We start from the raw sequence: 15,111 nt of genomic DNA, 5'->3' as shown, positions 1-15,111 counted from the left end.
TTGCGGCGGTGTCGGCACAGGGCCGCACGGTGTTGCGACTCAGTGGTTCCGAGGCCGACGACGGCGGCTGACCAGGAGCACGGCCAGCAGCGTGGAGAGCAGATAGATCCCTGCCACGGCCATCCAGCCCAGCGTGAAGCCCCCGCCGGAGCCGATCAGGAGGCCCATGCCCAGCGGGCCGATCGCGAAGCCGGTGAACATCCCGGCGGTGACGACTCCGGAGGCAGACGCCATCTTGGCCGAGGGGATGCTGCGCAGCAGCACGCTCATCAGCACCACCGAGACGCCCAGGGCCGAGGCGCCGTGGAGCACCACCGCGGTCCACAGCAGCGCGGGCCAGCCGGTCGCGTCGGCGCCGAGGAAAGCCCCGACGCCGGTCAGTGCGGTCAGCGCGAGGATCAGCAGCAGCAGCGGCCCCGAGGTGCCTCTCGCCATCACCCGGGCCCACCCGATCCGGGCGGTCACCCCGACCACACCGGCGACGGCGGCCGTCGCGCCGCCGAGGACCAGAGAGAAGTCCAGCTCCCGGACGGCGAAGAGCGGGAGGTAGACATTCGTCGCCTGCACGCCGATCCCGTTGAGGCAGCCGAACGCCGCCAGCGCCCAGACCGCACCCGAGCGACTGCCGGAGCGAGCGGGTGTCGGGTCCGGTGACCGGTCCTGCGACGAATCTGGCGACGGGGCGGCGTCGCGCCGCGGGTGCAGCAGCGGGACCCTGCGCAGGATGCGCCAGGTGAAGGCCAGCAGCACCAGTGGGACCAGGGCGGCGAGCAGCGCGGTGCCGCGCCAGCCGATCAGGACCGCCAACAGTGGAAAGCTCAGGCTCGCGATCAGCTGGCTGACCTGGACCCCGGACTGCTTGACTCCGACCCAGCCGATGCGTTTGTTCGCCGGGACCCGTTCCAGCAGAATCCGGTTCGTGACCCCGTTGGGGAAGGACTGGGCGACGCCGGAGAGTCCCGCGGCGATCACCAGCACCAGATACCCGCCGGGAACTCCGGCGAGTCCCAGCGCCAGGGAGGCGATCAGGAAGATCACGGTCATCAGGGTGAGATCGGAGTGGCGGTCCGCCAGTCGTCCCAGGGTGGCGTTGCCCACGGCGGCGCAGGCGAAGCAGATGGTGGCGAGCAGGCCGAACTGGGCCTCGTTGATCTCGAGGTCGGTGATGATCGCTTCGCTGGTGGCGCTGAGCCCGTAGAGCAGCAGCGGGCCCACTGCCACGGCGCCGAGCAGGATGCTCAGCAGACCTGGTCCAGCCATGTCCTTGCGCATCCGCACCTCCGCTTCACCACCGGTGTCCGCGTGGTCGGTGCGGGACATTCTCTCGAGACCTGGTTCGCAGAGCTATGTGGGGTCCCGGCCGCGGGACCCCACACCTCAGTGAGCGGAGCGCGTGGGATTCGAACCCACGGTGCGGGGTTGCCGCACACTGGTTTTCAAGACCAGCTCCTTCGGCCGCTCGGACAGCGCTCCTCGACTTCTCAGCCGGCGTGGAGCTCTCCGGTGTTTCGTGGAAAACTCCAGACACAGACTATACGTGAGTCGCAGGTGCGGATCGAGTTGAGGAGCGCGAGCATGCGAGCAGTGCAGTACAGCGACGCCGGTGGGCCAGAGGTCATCACCGTTGCCGAGCAGGCCGACCCCACTCCCGCCACCGGGCAGGTGCTGATCCAGGTCGCGGCCGCAGGACTGAACCGGGCCGACGTGATGCAGCGTCTCGGGGTGTACCCGCCGCCGAAGGGCGCCTCCGAGATCCCCGGGCTGGAGGTCTCCGGCCGGGTCATCGCCGCAGGCCAGGGCAGTGGCGTCGCCGTGGAGGAGCTGATCGGCAAGGAGGTCGTGGCGCTGCTGGCCGGGGGCGGCTACGCCGAGCAGGTCCTCGTCGATGCGCGCCACGTGCTGCCGGTCCCGGCAGGGGTCAGCCTCACCGATGCCGCCGGGCTGATCGAAGTGGCCGCCACCGTGCATTCGAACCTGCGCGGTGAGGCGCACGTGCAGCCCGGGGACACGGTGCTGGTCCACGGCGGGACCGGCGGGATCGGGTCCTTCGCGCTGCAGTACCTGCACGAACTCGGCGCCGAGGTGCTGACCACTGTCGGCTCCGCGGAGAAGGCGAGCCTCGCCGTCGAACTGGGGGCCGACCACGTGATCAACTACCGCGAGGAGGACCTTGGGTCACGGGTCCAGGAGCTCACCGAGGGCCGCGGGGTGGACGTGATCTTCGACGTCGTCGGCGCGAAGTACCTGGACGCCAATCTGCGCTCGCTGGCGACCGCCGGGCGCCTGGTGATCATCGGACTGCAGGGTGGACGCACCGCTGAGCTGGACCTCGGCCTGATGCTGGCCAAGCGGCTGCGCATCATCGCGACCACCCTGCGGGCCCGCGACGCCGAGGCCAAGGCCGAGATCGTGCAGGCCGTGGGGGAGGAGATCTGGCCGCTGATCGAATCCGGGCAGATCAAGGTCCAGACCGACAAGACCTTCCCGCTGGAGGAGGCCGCCGAGGCGCATCGGTATTTCGACTCCGGGAACCACACCGGCAAGATTCTGCTCACCATGGTGTGACCCCTGGCGTTGAGGGGCAGAACCTGCGAGCAGTGGACGCGGTCTTCGGGCGCAACAAGTCGTGGAATGCGCCCTCCAGCAGATCGGGAGGGCGCGATTCGATAGACTTTTGCGCATCATGATGAAGCTCTTTCCCCGCCGCCGCCGCGCCCGTCGCCTCGACAAAGAGCTGGGCAAGGGACTGTGGCGCCAGGCCCACGACCGTTACGTGCGCGGGCTGGACCGGTATCACCAGGTGATCGACGGGGTGAAGGATGACGCGACCTACAGCCAGCTGGTGCTGATCGGCGACGAGCTGGCCGAGCAGCTGGACACCGTCTACGAGCTCTGCCGCAGGGCGCAGATCAGCCACTTCAGCGACGGCCTGCAGGTGCCCGGGGGAGTCACCAAGCTGCATTCCTCACTCTCCCGAGCGGCCAATCACCTGGCCACCACCGCCGAGGCGGCTGCCATGGTGCGGCTGGGACACGGTGAGCTGCTGGCGGTGCGACGCCGCGCCGACCAGGTCAAGCAAGCGCTGCAAGACGCCTCCGAAGCCGCGGTCTGAGCGGAGCGCCGACCGGCCGTCGGTGTTGAACCAGTGCGGCTGGGTCAGTGCCCGTGAATCAGTGCTGGAAGGTCAGCGCGCGGCGTCGGTCAGCAGACCGGCGAACCGTCGGCCGACGTCGACCAGCGAGACCCGGTGCAGTCCGTCGATCTCCGCATGGGTGAACCAGCGCACAGCGTCGGTGGACCCATCCGGCTCCACGGTCAGGGAGCCTCTGGTGACCCGGGCGCGGTAGATGATGCGCAGGTTCTGCAAGGCCGTTCCGCGCTCGCTCTCATGGATCCGACGGTCCCCGGGGATGATGAAGTTATCAATGCCCAGCAGCTGCTCGACCTCCGCCTCATAACCGGATTCCTCGAAGACCTCCCGGACGACGCCGTCCGCCGGGTCCTCACCCGGGTTCAGCCCGCCGCCGGGAAGAGTCCATCCCTTGGCGGTGCCGCTGACATGCCAGTGCGGCAGCAGCATCCGCCCGTCGTGGTCCGTGATGACGGCATAGGCAGCTACTCGGAGATCCATCTTTGCACTGTAACACCGGGCCATGTCCGCCCGCGGGGCTAGGCTGGGCCCGACTGAGAGGCAGACGATGCGACCGATTCAAGGACCCAAGCTCCGCACGTCCCGGAGGGGTGAACTGGAGCTCGGCAGCGTGGAGGCGCTCGAGCGCACCGGACAGGCTGACCGCATCCGCTTGGAGGATGCCGACCTGACCGGCATGGATCTCTCCGGCGGAAGACTCACCGAATGCCTGCTGCGCTCCGTGACGCTCATGGACGCAGACTTCTCTGCGGCCTCGGTGGTGGAATCCACCTGGGAACGAGTCAGTTCGCCACATCTGAAGGCTCCACGGTCCACCTGGCGAGATGTCTCGATCGAGGGCAGTCGCTTCGGCGTCGCGGAGCTCTACGACGCTGGGATCAGCGGGCTGGTGCTGCGCGGATGCAAGCTGGACCTGGTGAATCTGCGCAATGCCGTGCTTGCGGACGTGTCGTTCGAACACTGCACCATCGCGGAGCTGGACATCTCCGGCGCGCGTGCCACCCGGGTGAGGTTCTCTGACTGCACCGTCGGCTCGCTGGAGTCCAGCGGAGCCCGGCTCAAGGATGTCGACCTGCGCGGCGCCCAGCTGAGCCGGATCGTCGGGCTCGCCGGACTGAAGGGCGCGGTGATCAGCGAGGAGCAGCTGGTGGAGCTGGCCCCATCCTTGGCGCAGCACCTTGGCCTGGTCGTGACGGGATGAGTGCCATCCACACTGCGGCCGGCCAAGACGCTCTCCAACAGAAACTGCGGACCCATTATTCGCGCCGCCCCGCGTTTGGGGTCACACTGGGATGGACGCCGAGTGTGGAGATCCTTCGAGATCGAGAGACGAGAACCCGATGTGCAGCTTCCGTAGTTGTTCTGGAACGTGCGACATGTGGATGCCCTCATGTTGAGTCCGGAAAGTCGCGGCTCGCTGAGCCATGCTGTGTTGGGTGCGATGCGCGCCGGGCAGACCGCAGACCTGGCGAGGGCACCTGCTCCAGATGGTCCTGAAGATGCGCAGCTCGCGCTCTGGGTGCTCTACGAGCAGCACTACCGGGGATTCGAGGACGTCAGCGGAGACCTGGAGTGGGACCCGCAGCTGATCGGCGTCCGGCGCAGCCTGGAGGATGAGTTTGAACAAACCCTGCGGGCACGCGTCCCTGAACTGCCTACGTCGGACGGGTTCGCGGAGAAGTTCTTCGACTTCGTCGAGGCGCACGACGGCGCCTCCCTGGCTCAGCACGTGCAGCGCAACGCCACCGAGGACGAGGTGACAGAGCTGCTCCGGCACCGCTCCATCTATCACCTGAAAGAGTCAGACCACACGACCTGGGTGATCCCCCGCCTGTCTGACCGGGTCAAGGCAGCGGTCATGGAGGTGCAGTTCGACGAATATGGCAGCGGCGATCCCAGCCGTCTCCACGCGCACCTGTTCAGCCGCGGCCTGGCGGAGAGCGGCTTGGACTCCAGGTATGGCGCCTACATCGACGAAGTGCCGCTGGAGGTCCTCGAGGAGAACAACGCCATGTCCCTCTTCGGACTCAACCGCCGGCTGCGCGGCGCCTCCCTGGGTTTTCTGGCCGCCTTCGAGGCGACCAGCTCCCTGCCCTCGCGCCAGATGGCCCAGGGACTGGACCGGCTCGGGTTCCCCGCGTCCATGAGCGGCTACTACACCGAACACATCGAGGCGGATGCGGTGCACGAGCAGCTAGCAGTGCGCACCATCTGTGGCACCCTCCTCGAGGAGGAGCCCGACCTGCACGACGACGTCTACTTCGGCGCCTGGACCTCTTTGGACCTCGAGGATCGCTACGCGACCCGGATGCTCAAGCAGTGGGCGGCATGAGCGGGGCCCAGGAGTCGTCCCCTCCCGACGTGGTGCTCTGCCCCGGAGGACCGATGCTGCTCCGAGGAGATCACCTGGTCCAGGACGAAGAGGGCAACGAACACCCCACGACGCGCCCGGTGAGCGCCGTGTGCCGGTGTGGCGGATCTAAGATCAAGCCCTGGTGCGACGGCACGCACAAACTGCTGCGCAAGCGGTCTCGCGACTGAGCGGGCGGTGGATCAGCGGTGGACCTGGTCAGTGGACAAACAGGATCAGCACGCCGCGCTCATAGGCCCGGGAGTCGACGACGCTGAGCGAGCCTGAGCGGCGATCCGCGGCGTAGGCGGTGATCGCCTCAGCCTGCGCCAGGGTCCCGATCTGGAGCAGCCCGGACCCGCCGGGACTGAGGTGCAGATCGAAGAGATCCACGCACGTGCGTGCGAGGTCGAGTCCGTCGTCGCCGCCGTCGATGGCGCGCACCGGATCCTCGGGGAACAGCGAGGTGTCAGCCGACCGCACCCATGGTGGGTCCGCCACGATCAGGCTGAAGCGCTCATCGGCGTCCAGCGCAGTCTCCATCTGGTTCAGCCGGAACTCGACCTGGGAGTCCAGACCATTGAGCGCCGCATTCTCCAGCGCCAGCACCCGCGCTGCGGGGTTGATGTCCACCATGATGAGGTTGCGGTCTGACTCGCACACGGCGCCCAGCCCGATATGCCCGACGCCGGCGCAGAGCTCCAGCACCGGTCCGGGTGGTGCATCCACGAGAAGCTCGGCCGCCCACTCCGACTGCGCCTCCGTCCAGGGACGGGGCTCCAGCACTCGGTGATCGAAGGAGATCTCCAGTCCGCAAAAGGTCAGTTGCTGCATGGACACCATTCTGCCTCTCAGGACCCGGCCAACAGGTCGCCTAGGCGATGGATCCCGGCGACCATCTCCTCCTGCGGGACGCCTGCGTAACTGAATCGCGCGTAGTGCGAGGCCTGCGTGGCAGGGGACGTGGTCGGGAAGAACGTCTCACCAGGGACGTAGGCCACCCGGGCCTCGGGCAACGCCTGTTCGACCATAAATCCGGCGGCGTCGAAGCCTGGCGAGAAGGTCACCCAGGTGAACAGCCCACCCTCGGGTCGGGTGTACTGCACATCGGCGGGGAAGCTCTCCTCCATGGCGCCCAGCATCGCGTCGCGCTTGGCCCGGTAGACCGGGCGGACGGACTCGAGGTGTGCGTCGAGGTCGAACTCGGTCAGGAACCGGGCTACAGCCGTCATGTTCAGCGTGGACGACTGGGTGTCGGCCGCCAGTTTGAGCAGCTCGAGCTTCGCCAGAATCCCCCGATTCGCCACCGCGTAGCCCATCCTCAGCCCGGGCGCGAGCGTTTTGGAGAAGCTACCAAGATGGATGACGCGGCCCTCGGTGTCCAGCGAATGCAACGTCGGGAGCTGCTCGCCTTCGAACCGCAGTTCCCGATAGGGGGTGTCTTCCAGGACGATGAGGTCGTGCTGGTTGGCCAGCTCGAGCAGGCGGTGGCGGCGCGCAGCGCTCAGCGTGACGCCGGTGGGGTTTTGGAAATCGGGGATGACGTAGATGAACTTCGCCCGCGGCGTGCCTGCCAGCACCTGCTCCAGCGCGTCCATGTCCATGCCGCCCTCGTCGAGGGCCACAGGGGCATAGTCCGGTTCGTAGGGATTGAAGGCCACAAGCGCCCCCAGAAAGGTGGGGTTCTCCGTGACGATCACGTCGCCGGGGTTGATCAATAGTTTCGCGACCAGGTCGAGGCCCTGCTGGGCGCCCTGGAGCACCAGAACGTCGTCGGCGGCGCAGGTCGAGCCGTCGCGGAGCATCCGCTCGGCGATCTGTGCACGCAGGGCGGGGATGCCCGCGGTGCCCGTGTACTGCAGAGCAGTGCGGCCCTGTTGACTCAGGACGTGGTCGTAGACCTCACGAAGCTGCTCGACGGGGAACAGGCTGGGGTCTGGGTAGCCGCCCCCGAACGACGTGATCGAGGGGTCATCACCGAGCTGCAGCAGCTGGCGGATGGCCGAGGGTCGGACCCGTTGGATCCGTTGCGCGAAGTGGTGTTCCATGACGTCCTCTCAAGGGCGGAGCCCGAGAGTCGAGACTAACGGAAGACGCGCGTCATCTCATCGATGCGCTCTGTTCGGTGATCGACTCAGTCTTGTTGCGGCGCGGCGGTGCTGTAAGGGTCAGCTTCAACGGACGCGGACTGGGGAACTCCGGGACCTGCCCGCCAGAGATCACTGCTGGCATGGTCGAATAGGCATGTCGGCGATTCAACGATCCAGGGAGAGCAGATGACCACCGTCGCAGAGCAGATCGGCGCCTATCTGGCCCGTCTCGGTGTCGGGCACGCCTTCGGCGTCGTCGGCAGCGGCAATTTCGTCGTAACCAACGCCTTGCGTCACGCTGGCGTCCCATTCACGGCGTCCCGGCATGAGGGCGGTGCTGCGACGATGGCGGACGCGTACTCCCGGATGAGCGGGGAGGTCAGTGTCCTGAGCCTCCACCAGGGATGCGGCCTGACCAATGCCGGCACCGGCATCACCGAAGCCGCAAAGTCCCGCACTCCCATGATCGTGCTGGCCGCGGAATCTGCCGCCCACCAGGTCCATTCGAACTTCGCCATGGACCAGGGCGGCTTCGCCCGCGCTCTGGGCGCCGATGCCGACCGCGTCCACTCCGCGGAGTCGGCGCTCGCAGACACCCTCAGGGCATACCGAAAAGCCCTCCGAGATCGGCGCACCGTGGTGTTGAACCTGCCCCTGGATGTGCAGGCCGCAGAGGCGGTCGGAGAGATCCCACAGCTCGGAGTGGAACCCCGACCCGAGAGCACGCCGTCCCAGGATGAGCTCGTCCCGCTCATCGAGGCGCTGTCGCGCAGCCAACGGCCGGTCTTCGTGGCCGGGCGCGGCGGACGCGGCGCCAAAGCGGAGATCGTGGCGCTGGCCCAGGCGACCGGCGCTCTGCTGGCCACCAGCGCTGTGGCGAAGGGGCTGTTCAATGACGAGGACTTTAACCTCGGCATCTCAGGCGGCTTCGCCTCGCCGCTGAGCGCAGAACTGATCCGTGATGCCGACCTGATCGTCGCGTTCGGCTGCGCCCTGAACATGTGGACCACGCGGCATGGGAAGCTCATCGGCCCCAATGCCGTGGTTGCCCAGATCGACGTGGCGGACTCGGCACTGGGGGCGCATCGGCCGGTGGATATCTCGGTCCTGGGCAGTGCGGCCAGCGTGGCCGGGGCTCTGCTGGAGTCGTTTGAGGGTCGGGAGCGGACCGGGTACCGCACCGCTGAGGTGCGCGAGCGCATCGCCACCGGCTCCCGCTGGGACCAGACGCCGACCGAGGTCTTAGGCGCTCCGGGGCAGAGCGTGGATCCGCGGGAGCTCTCCAAGGCGATCAACCGCATTCTCCCAGCCGAGCGCATCGTCAGCATCGACTCCGGAAACTTCATGGGATACCCCAGTCAGTACTTCGACGTCCCGGACGAGTTCGGCTTCTGCTTCACCCAGGCGTTCCAATCGATAGGGCTCGGCCTCTACACCGCCATCGGTTCGGCGCTGGCGCAGCCTGGGCGGATGCCCGTGTTGGGAACGGGCGACGGCGGCTTCCTAATGTCCGTCCAGGAGTTGGAGACAGCGGTGCGGCTGAAGCTGCCGTTGGTCGTGGTGGTCTACAACGACGCCGCCTACTCCGCTGAGGTGCACCACTTCGGTGAGGATCAGGATCTGGCGACGGTGACGTTCCCCGATACGGACATCGCTGCGGTTGCCCGAGGATTCGGTGCCGAAGGATTCACCGTCCGCTCCACCGAGGACCTTGAACAATTGCGGGCATGGGTGGCGTCTGAGCCCACCGGCCCGGTGGTGATCGATGCGAAGATCGCAGACGATGGAGGTTCCTGGTGGCTGGCGGAGGCTTTCAAGGGGCACTGACGCTCCGATATCCTCACCAGAAATCTCCTGACCAGAAAAGGGTGGAATCACATGACCGCAGTGAATGCGCTGATCGCTGGCCTGTCTGACAACTCCGTGCGCATCGTCGACCTGACCAATCCGCTCTCGGCCTCGACGCCGACGCTGAAGCTGCCGGAGCCCTTCGTCAACCTGATCGATTTCAGCTTGGACAAGGTCGCCGAATACGACGCCCCGGGTCCTTTCTGGAAGCACCACAACATCCACACCGGTGAACACGTGGGCACCCACATCGATGCCCCGGTCCACTGGGTCTCAGGACGCGAGGGCCACGACGTGTCCTCCATCCCGCCTGAACGGTTGATCGGACCTGCCGCGGTACTGGATGTCCGGGCGCAGGTCGAGAAGGATCCGGACTTCCTGCTTCAGATCGAGGACATCCGTGCCTGGGAGTCCGAGCATGGTCCACTGCCGGAGAATGGCTGGCTGCTCCTGCGCACCGGTTGGGATCGTTTCGCCCAGGATCAGGAGGCATTCCTCAACGTCGACGAGACCGGCTCGCACACGCCTGGCATTTCGGCAGAGGCGGCCCTGTGGATCGCGGAGGAGACCGCGCTCTCCGGCATCGGGGTGGAGACCGTCGGGATCGACGCCGGCCGCGGCGCCGAGCTGGACCCTCCCTTCCCGGTCCACTATCACCTGCTGGGCAACGACAAGTACGGGATCACCTCGCTGCAGAACTTGGACAAGCTTCCCGCCGTCGGAGCGATGCTGGTGGTGGCGCCGCTGCCGATCGTGGACGGGACAGCGAGCCCATCCCGGGTGTATGCGCTGGTCCAGGCGCAGGAGCTCTAGCGAGGTCGCGGCTCACACGTCAAACCTATGCCTGCGAGCCAGTTGTGGGGATGCTCTCCGGGTTGAAGGATGAGATGGTGTCGTCTCTGGACGTGCCCCTCGCCCCTTAGATCAAGGAGATCCCCATGAGTGCTCCCCGTCGCGCCCTGGTCGTCATCGATGTTCAGCAGCAGTACTTCTCCGGCCCGCTGGAGATCCAGTACCCGCCCCACGCTGAATCGCTGCCCCGAATCACCCAGGCCATCGATGCTGCACAGACAGCGGATATTCCGGTCCTTGCCATTCAGCACACGGCTGGGGAGGGGGCGCCGGTCTTCGACCCGACTCAGCCAGGTTTCCAGCTGCACCCCGATGTTGCTCAGCGTGAGACCCAGGACTGGAAGTCCGTCGTCAAGGAGTATGGCTCGATCTACGCCGACACGGATGTTGCGTCATGGCTTCGGGAGCACGACATCGACACCGTCACCCTGGTCGGTTACATGACCAACAACTGCGTCCTTGCCTCCGCCGTGGAAGGTGAAGGTCTGGGCTTCAGCACCGAGGTCCTCTCGGACGCGACAGGAGCGGTGAACCTCGCGAACGAGGCAGGTGCTGCCGATGCCAAGACCATTCACACCACGCTGATGACGCTGTTGAATTCGAACTGGGCGTCGGTGGCCACCACGCAGGAGTGGAGCGTCGCACTGTCCGGGCTAGAGCGCCTGACCGGAAGCGACCTGGGCAGCTCCGCCGTCGCGGGAGCGGAGAGCTTCCGGAGGAAGCCCCGACGCTGACGAATCCACCCTCGAGCAGGACTCCACGCTCACGTGTGAAGAGCCGCGTTACCTGCTTCACGGTTTCCTCTGTGTGTCTGAAACTTGGAGCGTATAGTGTGATACGGTTCACAGCCCGTCGCACGTACATCACGTCCAAGCGCCTGACGCAGGACCAATGACACTAATGGGGGAGCGCGATGCCGTTCTATAACTCTCGTGAGACTTTGGTGCCCGAGATGCTTTCGGCCATGACGCAGACTCTTGCGTTGGAAGAACTTGAGACCTCTGAAGGAACAACAGTTGTCGTAGGAGCCGCGTCAGAGCGCGACCCATCTCGAGTCGCCATCATCTCGGGTGGTGGGTCAGGTCACGAGCCTGCGCATGCCGGGTTTATCGGTGAGGGAATGTTGGAGGCGGCCATACCTGGCGAGATCTTCTCCTCTCCGTCGGTCACCGCTGTGCTTGAGGGCATTCGACATGTTTCCGGTCCGGCTGGGTGCCTGCTGGTGATCAAGAACTACACCGGTGATCGACTGAACTTCGGGCTTGCTGCCGAGCGGGCGCGTCACGAGGGCTACAAGGTCGAAACCGTCCTCGTTGCAGACGATGTAGCACTCCCTGGCTTCGAGCAGCCGCGCGGGATAGCCGGCACGATATTGGTGCACAAGGTGGCGGGAGCCGCTGCGTCGTCGGGCAAGAGTCTCAGTGAAGTAGCAGAAGCTGCGCGCCACGCGGCCGGGTCGATTCGCACCATCGGGCTGGCGCTTGGCCCGGTTCAGCTGCCAGGTGATGCACCTGATCTCGAGCGTGGAACCGAACTGGGAATGGGGATCCACAACGAACCTGGCGCAAAGACCATCTCTATCGAAAGTGCTGCCGACGCGGTCGCACAGGTCGTCGAGTCTCTGGAGATCGACGCTGAGCACCAGAAGATGGTGATCATGCTCAACGACCTAGGAGGATGTTCCGTCCAGGAGGGCCTTGTTCTTACTCACGAGCTGATTCGCCAGATCGGTCCGTCCCGAATCGCACGCTTCATCGGCCCGGTGAGGGCCATGACATCTCTTGGAATGCAAGGCTTCTCCGTCACAGTCATGCCTGCAGAGGATGCCCTGGTAGCTGCACTGGATACACCGACCGCTGCCCCTGCCTGGATAGCGCCGAGGAAAGTCAAGGAATCGCCTCCGCGGACCAAAAGCAGGCAAACGGATCAACGAGATACAGCTATGGATGTTTCCTCAGGAAACCACATCGAAGAGAGGGTCAGACAGGGGTGCTTGACGCTTATCGACCTGAAGGCTGATCTCGACGATCTTGACAGGTCCACCGGAGACGGCGATGCAGGAACGACGTTCCGCGCCGGGGCCGAAGCGGTACTCGCGGACCTCGACGCGGGCACTCTGGGATTCGCCGACCCTGCCGCAGGCATGAACCGCGTAGCAAGAATCCTTGAAACACGAATGGGCGGCTCATCGGGAGTTCTTCTTGCGATACTCACGACTGCCATGTCAGAGGTACTGGCTCGAGACTCCAACTGGGCAGACGCCTTGGGTGCTGGGCTCAACGCGATGATGCACCATGGCGGTGCTGAGGAAGGCCACTCAACGATGGTCGACGCTCTTGCCCCAGCGTTCAGGACCCTGGACGCGGGCGGAAGCCTGGGAGAAGCTGCCCGAGACGCAGAAACGGGTGCACGCGAAACGGCCAAAGTCGCAGCCCGGGCCGGTCGAGCCGCCTATGTTCCTGACGCTGCCTCTATTGGCGCTGAAGACCCTGGAGCCAAAGCGGTTGCCGCACTTCTCACAGCTATCAGCAGAGACTAAACCGGCTCTTCACACTTGAGCGCGAAGTCCTGCTCGAGGGCGGATTCGTCGGCGTCGAGGTGTCCTCCGAAAGCTCCTGAGCAAGATGCCTGATGGGTCGCTGGCGTGGTTGCCGCAGCCACGCCCGGTCCGCTTGATGGCCGTAGTTGAAGCGCCCCCGTGAAGTTTCCCCGTGGAGAGCATGCTTTAGGTGGGAGTAAAGTCCAGTTCAGAGGAATTCGTGGAGCCGCCTGCCGGAATCGAACCGGCGACCTATTCATTACAGGTGTTATATTCTTTTCCTGCTGGTCAGGCCCTCCTAAAGCCCCTGATCAAGCGGACTCTTGAGGAATCCGTATGCCCAGAGATATCCGTCCATGCCTCAGGATTCCCGATCTAGACCGTAGTCTTGCGCGTAGTTAGACCGTCCGGAGTTCTTGAGCGGCGGCACGCATTCCGGACGTGTCAGAAAGGTCGGTGTAGTGCGCGCGGGACGTCGCGGCGTTGTGGCCGAAGAAGGCCGTCCGGACAACCTCGGGGACGGAGTCCAGTAGAAGGCTGTTCAACGTCGCCCGCCACACATGTGATCGTGCGGTCTTCAGGAGTGGGATATCGAGTTGTTCCGCGAGTGAGAGGTAGAGATCGGCGACAGAGGCAGTGCAATTGCGTCCGTCCCATGCAGCTGCCGGATGTGCTGGGGAGCCTATGACCCGCTCGCCCTGGTGCTGGGATGAATTTCGGCGTTCGAGGATCCTTGCCGCCACCCTGCCGTCCAAGACTGGGACATGGCGGCCCCGGTGAGTTTTCGAGATCGCTGCAGTGACCTCCACATGCATCGCCCCGTCATCCGAAATCCCAACTTCGCGCCACGTGATGCTAGTAGCTTCGCCGATGCGGAGACCGGTGGCAGCCTGTAGCAGTGTTAGATCGATGGCGTTCCGCCGCTTGGCGACTCGGTCTTCAAGTTTCCAGCGACCGCGTTTCGGGCTCTCGACCCCCTCCGACGGGTCAAGGCTCAGTAGATGATCCACGACGCGGTTGTACTCCTCGCGGCTAAGTGACTTCCCTCCCCGCTGCGGGAGCTGCTTGGGCCCAAGGTCTAGGGACTCACCCTTGATGGGGTCTGCACTGACGAGATTGTCGCGCTTGAGCTGCGCCAGGACGTATTTCGATAGCACGCTTCGTGCTTGGTGTGCGGTCTCCGGTCCGTGGAGTTCTGCGATCTCGCGCAGGGCGTTCTCCATCGCTCGGAAGGTGGTCCCAGACGCGATGCTGTGGCCTCGAAGGCTGTCACGGTGGCGGTGAGTTTTGCAGTCGCCGACGAGTTGCTTGAGGACGAGGGAGTATCGCTTTTGGCTGCTTTCTCGCAGACGGGCGTTATCGATAGCCGGTTTCGAAACTGCGGCAATGTAATCGACCAGAGAGTCTGTGGTCTTCCAGGTGCTGTCCGCGCTGCTGAGGAGTTCGCTCGAAGTCTGACGCGCGCGCCGTCGGACCTCACCCTTGCTGGATCCCTGTGTGCGCTTAGTGACCAGCCTTCCGTCCGGGAGGCGAAGACTCCAGTCAAGCAGCCACACGCCATCCTTCATCCTGGGCTGGACACGATCGATCGAATGCTGTCCCGGGTCCAGTCTCGTCGTGGCTGCGCGCACTCTACTCACGCTTAGAACGTATTTCTTACTTGTGGTGCAAGTCAAGCAGACATCTAGATCTGCCGCACGCATAGGTGGCGGCTATCTGGTCCCAGCCCATCTCCGACGCGGTCGTCAACGTATGGTTTCCCGCGAGAACCTCATTGGTTCCGGCGCGGACCATGATCGGCTTATATTGCCCGTTGTGCTTGAGTCTCGCGATGATCGCTGGCACGTTACCTCGGCGCGGGTTCCGGCCGGAGTGGACCAGCCCGTCGGTCGGGACCCGCGAGCTTCTCGATCGGGCTGTGAATGTTTGGGGCCGTCATGTCGTGTCTGGCTCTCCTGGGGCGGGGACGATGCTGCGTGCGGTGGGCACAAAAAAGGGCCCGCCGGACGAATCCGAGGGGCCCGTGTCACGGGGATATCCACGTTTTGAGATATCGCACGGAAAACTACCGCAGCGCGGCTCCGGCCTTCGAACCCACAAATCCGAACTCCCCTCCCGGGGGGTGCTCATTGAGGGCCCCGGGTGTGGCGCCCGGTGGCCCAAGCCTGCCTGGTTTTCGTGGATCTGTTGGCGTTGGTGTCGGGCGAGTGTGTTGGTGTTGCTGCTGGGGTTGGCGCAGGGTTTCCGCTTGTGGGTATCGCATCTGCCTTGGTGGGTGGCG

Annotated in this window: 14 protein-coding genes and 1 tRNA gene; 9 read left to right on the top strand and 6 right to left on the bottom strand. The window is 65.2% G+C overall.

All coding sequences use genetic code 11. The features are described 5' to 3' along the window. Positions 1-39: 39 nt before the first annotated feature. Both ACHAA4_RS06965 and ACHAA4_RS06960 read right to left on the bottom strand, forming a co-directional pair. Positions 40-1,320, bottom strand: coding sequence for an MFS transporter (locus tag ACHAA4_RS06965; protein ID WP_435773476.1), 1,281 nt, complete (start codon positions 1,318-1,320; stop codon positions 40-42). A gap of 65 nt (positions 1,321-1,385) precedes the next feature. Further along, a tRNA-Ser gene (locus ACHAA4_RS06960) sits at positions 1,386-1,473 on the bottom strand. A gap of 102 nt (positions 1,474-1,575) precedes the next feature. On the opposite strand from ACHAA4_RS06960, the gene ACHAA4_RS06955 reads away from it, so the two are divergent. Together ACHAA4_RS06955 and ACHAA4_RS06950 are read left to right on the top strand one after the other, a co-directional pair. Continuing rightward, positions 1,576-2,565, top strand: coding sequence for an NAD(P)H-quinone oxidoreductase (locus ACHAA4_RS06955; protein WP_435773475.1), 990 nt, complete (start codon positions 1,576-1,578; stop codon positions 2,563-2,565). Between the two features lie 118 nt (positions 2,566-2,683). Next, entirely contained in the window at positions 2,684-3,112 is a 429-nt protein-coding gene (locus ACHAA4_RS06950) for a hypothetical protein (RefSeq protein ID WP_435773474.1), read from the top strand. Positions 3,113-3,184: 72 nt separating this feature from the next. Here the strand turns inward: ACHAA4_RS06950 and ACHAA4_RS06945 are convergent, their stop codons facing one another. After that, positions 3,185-3,631, bottom strand: a complete 447-nt coding sequence (locus ACHAA4_RS06945) for an NUDIX hydrolase (protein WP_435773473.1) — start codon at positions 3,629-3,631, stop codon at positions 3,185-3,187. A 67-nt stretch (positions 3,632-3,698) separates the two neighbouring features. On the opposite strand from ACHAA4_RS06945, the gene ACHAA4_RS06940 reads away from it, so the two are divergent. The 3 genes from ACHAA4_RS06940 to ACHAA4_RS06930 all read left to right on the top strand — a co-directional run bounded on the left by ACHAA4_RS06940 (position 3,699) and on the right by ACHAA4_RS06930 (position 5,692). Further along, complete coding sequence (locus ACHAA4_RS06940; protein WP_435773472.1) at positions 3,699-4,352, top strand: pentapeptide repeat-containing protein; 654 nt, start codon at positions 3,699-3,701, stop codon at positions 4,350-4,352. A gap of 189 nt (positions 4,353-4,541) precedes the next feature. After that, on the top strand, positions 4,542-5,483 hold the full coding sequence (locus ACHAA4_RS06935; protein ID WP_435773471.1) for an iron-containing redox enzyme family protein: 942 nt from the start codon (positions 4,542-4,544) through the stop codon (positions 5,481-5,483). Continuing rightward, positions 5,480-5,692 carry a CDGSH iron-sulfur domain-containing protein gene (locus ACHAA4_RS06930; protein WP_435773470.1) on the top strand — a complete coding sequence of 71 codons (213 nt, stop codon included), beginning with the start codon at positions 5,480-5,482 and terminating at the stop codon, positions 5,690-5,692. Before ACHAA4_RS06935 ends, ACHAA4_RS06930 begins: the two co-directional genes overlap by 4 nt. Positions 5,693-5,720: 28 nt before the next feature. Here ACHAA4_RS06930 and ACHAA4_RS06925 read toward each other — a convergent pair whose 3' ends face one another. Together ACHAA4_RS06925 and ACHAA4_RS06920 are read right to left on the bottom strand one after the other, a co-directional pair. Next, positions 5,721-6,335: a methyltransferase gene (locus ACHAA4_RS06925; RefSeq protein WP_435773469.1), complete on the bottom strand. Its 615-nt coding sequence runs from the start codon at positions 6,333-6,335 to the stop codon at positions 5,721-5,723. 17 nt (positions 6,336-6,352) lie between these two features. Then, complete coding sequence (locus tag ACHAA4_RS06920; RefSeq protein ID WP_435773468.1) at positions 6,353-7,549, bottom strand: aminotransferase-like domain-containing protein; 1,197 nt, start codon at positions 7,547-7,549, stop codon at positions 6,353-6,355. Positions 7,550-7,777: 228 nt separating this feature from the next. Here ACHAA4_RS06920 and ACHAA4_RS06915 point away from each other — a divergent pair, with 228 nt between their 5' ends. The 4 genes from ACHAA4_RS06915 to ACHAA4_RS06900 all read left to right on the top strand — a co-directional run bounded on the left by ACHAA4_RS06915 (position 7,778) and on the right by ACHAA4_RS06900 (position 12,830). After that, positions 7,778-9,418 (top strand): thiamine pyrophosphate-binding protein, encoded by a 1,641-nt coding sequence (locus ACHAA4_RS06915; RefSeq protein ID WP_435773467.1) that lies wholly within the window; start codon positions 7,778-7,780, stop codon positions 9,416-9,418. Between the two features lie 51 nt (positions 9,419-9,469). Further along, positions 9,470-10,252 carry a cyclase family protein gene (locus tag ACHAA4_RS06910; RefSeq protein WP_435773466.1) on the top strand — a complete coding sequence of 261 codons (783 nt, stop codon included), beginning with the start codon at positions 9,470-9,472 and terminating at the stop codon, positions 10,250-10,252. A gap of 125 nt (positions 10,253-10,377) precedes the next feature. Then, positions 10,378-11,025, top strand: coding sequence for an isochorismatase family protein (locus ACHAA4_RS06905; RefSeq protein ID WP_435773465.1), 648 nt, complete (start codon positions 10,378-10,380; stop codon positions 11,023-11,025). A gap of 179 nt (positions 11,026-11,204) precedes the next feature. Then, positions 11,205-12,830, top strand: coding sequence for a dihydroxyacetone kinase subunit DhaK (locus ACHAA4_RS06900; RefSeq protein ID WP_435773464.1), 1,626 nt, complete (start codon positions 11,205-11,207; stop codon positions 12,828-12,830). A gap of 398 nt (positions 12,831-13,228) precedes the next feature. Here ACHAA4_RS06900 and ACHAA4_RS06895 read toward each other — a convergent pair whose 3' ends face one another. Continuing rightward, positions 13,229-14,053 carry a tyrosine-type recombinase/integrase gene (locus ACHAA4_RS06895; RefSeq protein ID WP_435773463.1) on the bottom strand — a complete coding sequence of 275 codons (825 nt, stop codon included), beginning with the start codon at positions 14,051-14,053 and terminating at the stop codon, positions 13,229-13,231. Positions 14,054-15,111: the final 1,058 nt, after the last annotated feature.

This window comes from Nesterenkonia maliinae, assembly GCF_051262655.1.
In the GTDB taxonomy this organism is placed as follows: domain Bacteria; phylum Actinomycetota; class Actinomycetes; order Actinomycetales; family Micrococcaceae; genus Nesterenkonia.
Note: the sequence above shows the minus strand (reverse complement) of the source record. Positions and strands in the feature narration are given on the sequence as shown.

Bases quoted from the DNA above. Each gene is read 5' to 3' on its own strand.
- ACHAA4_RS06900 (WP_435773464.1), top strand. From the start codon at position 11,205: ATGCCGTTCTATAACTCTCGTGAGACTTTGGTGCCCGAGATGCTTTCG.
- ACHAA4_RS06935 (WP_435773471.1), top strand. From the start codon at position 4,542: ATGTTGAGTCCGGAAAGTCGCGGCTCGCTGAGCCATGCTGTGTTGGGT.
- ACHAA4_RS06955 (WP_435773475.1), top strand. From the start codon at position 1,576: ATGCGAGCAGTGCAGTACAGCGACGCCGGTGGGCCAGAGGTCATCACC.
- ACHAA4_RS06930 (WP_435773470.1), top strand. From the start codon at position 5,480: ATGAGCGGGGCCCAGGAGTCGTCCCCTCCCGACGTGGTGCTCTGCCCC.
- ACHAA4_RS06940 (WP_435773472.1), top strand. From the start codon at position 3,699: ATGCGACCGATTCAAGGACCCAAGCTCCGCACGTCCCGGAGGGGTGAA.
- ACHAA4_RS06945 (WP_435773473.1), bottom strand. From the start codon at position 3,631: ATGGATCTCCGAGTAGCTGCCTATGCCGTCATCACGGACCACGACGGG.
- ACHAA4_RS06915 (WP_435773467.1), top strand. From the start codon at position 7,778: ATGACCACCGTCGCAGAGCAGATCGGCGCCTATCTGGCCCGTCTCGGT.
- ACHAA4_RS06905 (WP_435773465.1), top strand. From the start codon at position 10,378: ATGAGTGCTCCCCGTCGCGCCCTGGTCGTCATCGATGTTCAGCAGCAG.
- ACHAA4_RS06965 (WP_435773476.1), bottom strand. From the start codon at position 1,320: ATGTCCCGCACCGACCACGCGGACACCGGTGGTGAAGCGGAGGTGCGG.
- ACHAA4_RS06925 (WP_435773469.1), bottom strand. From the start codon at position 6,335: ATGCAGCAACTGACCTTTTGCGGACTGGAGATCTCCTTCGATCACCGA.
- ACHAA4_RS06950 (WP_435773474.1), top strand. From the start codon at position 2,684: ATGATGAAGCTCTTTCCCCGCCGCCGCCGCGCCCGTCGCCTCGACAAA.
- ACHAA4_RS06895 (WP_435773463.1), bottom strand. From the start codon at position 14,053: ATGGAGAACGCCCTGCGCGAGATCGCAGAACTCCACGGACCGGAGACC.
- ACHAA4_RS06920 (WP_435773468.1), bottom strand. From the start codon at position 7,549: ATGGAACACCACTTCGCGCAACGGATCCAACGGGTCCGACCCTCGGCC.
- ACHAA4_RS06910 (WP_435773466.1), top strand. From the start codon at position 9,470: ATGACCGCAGTGAATGCGCTGATCGCTGGCCTGTCTGACAACTCCGTG.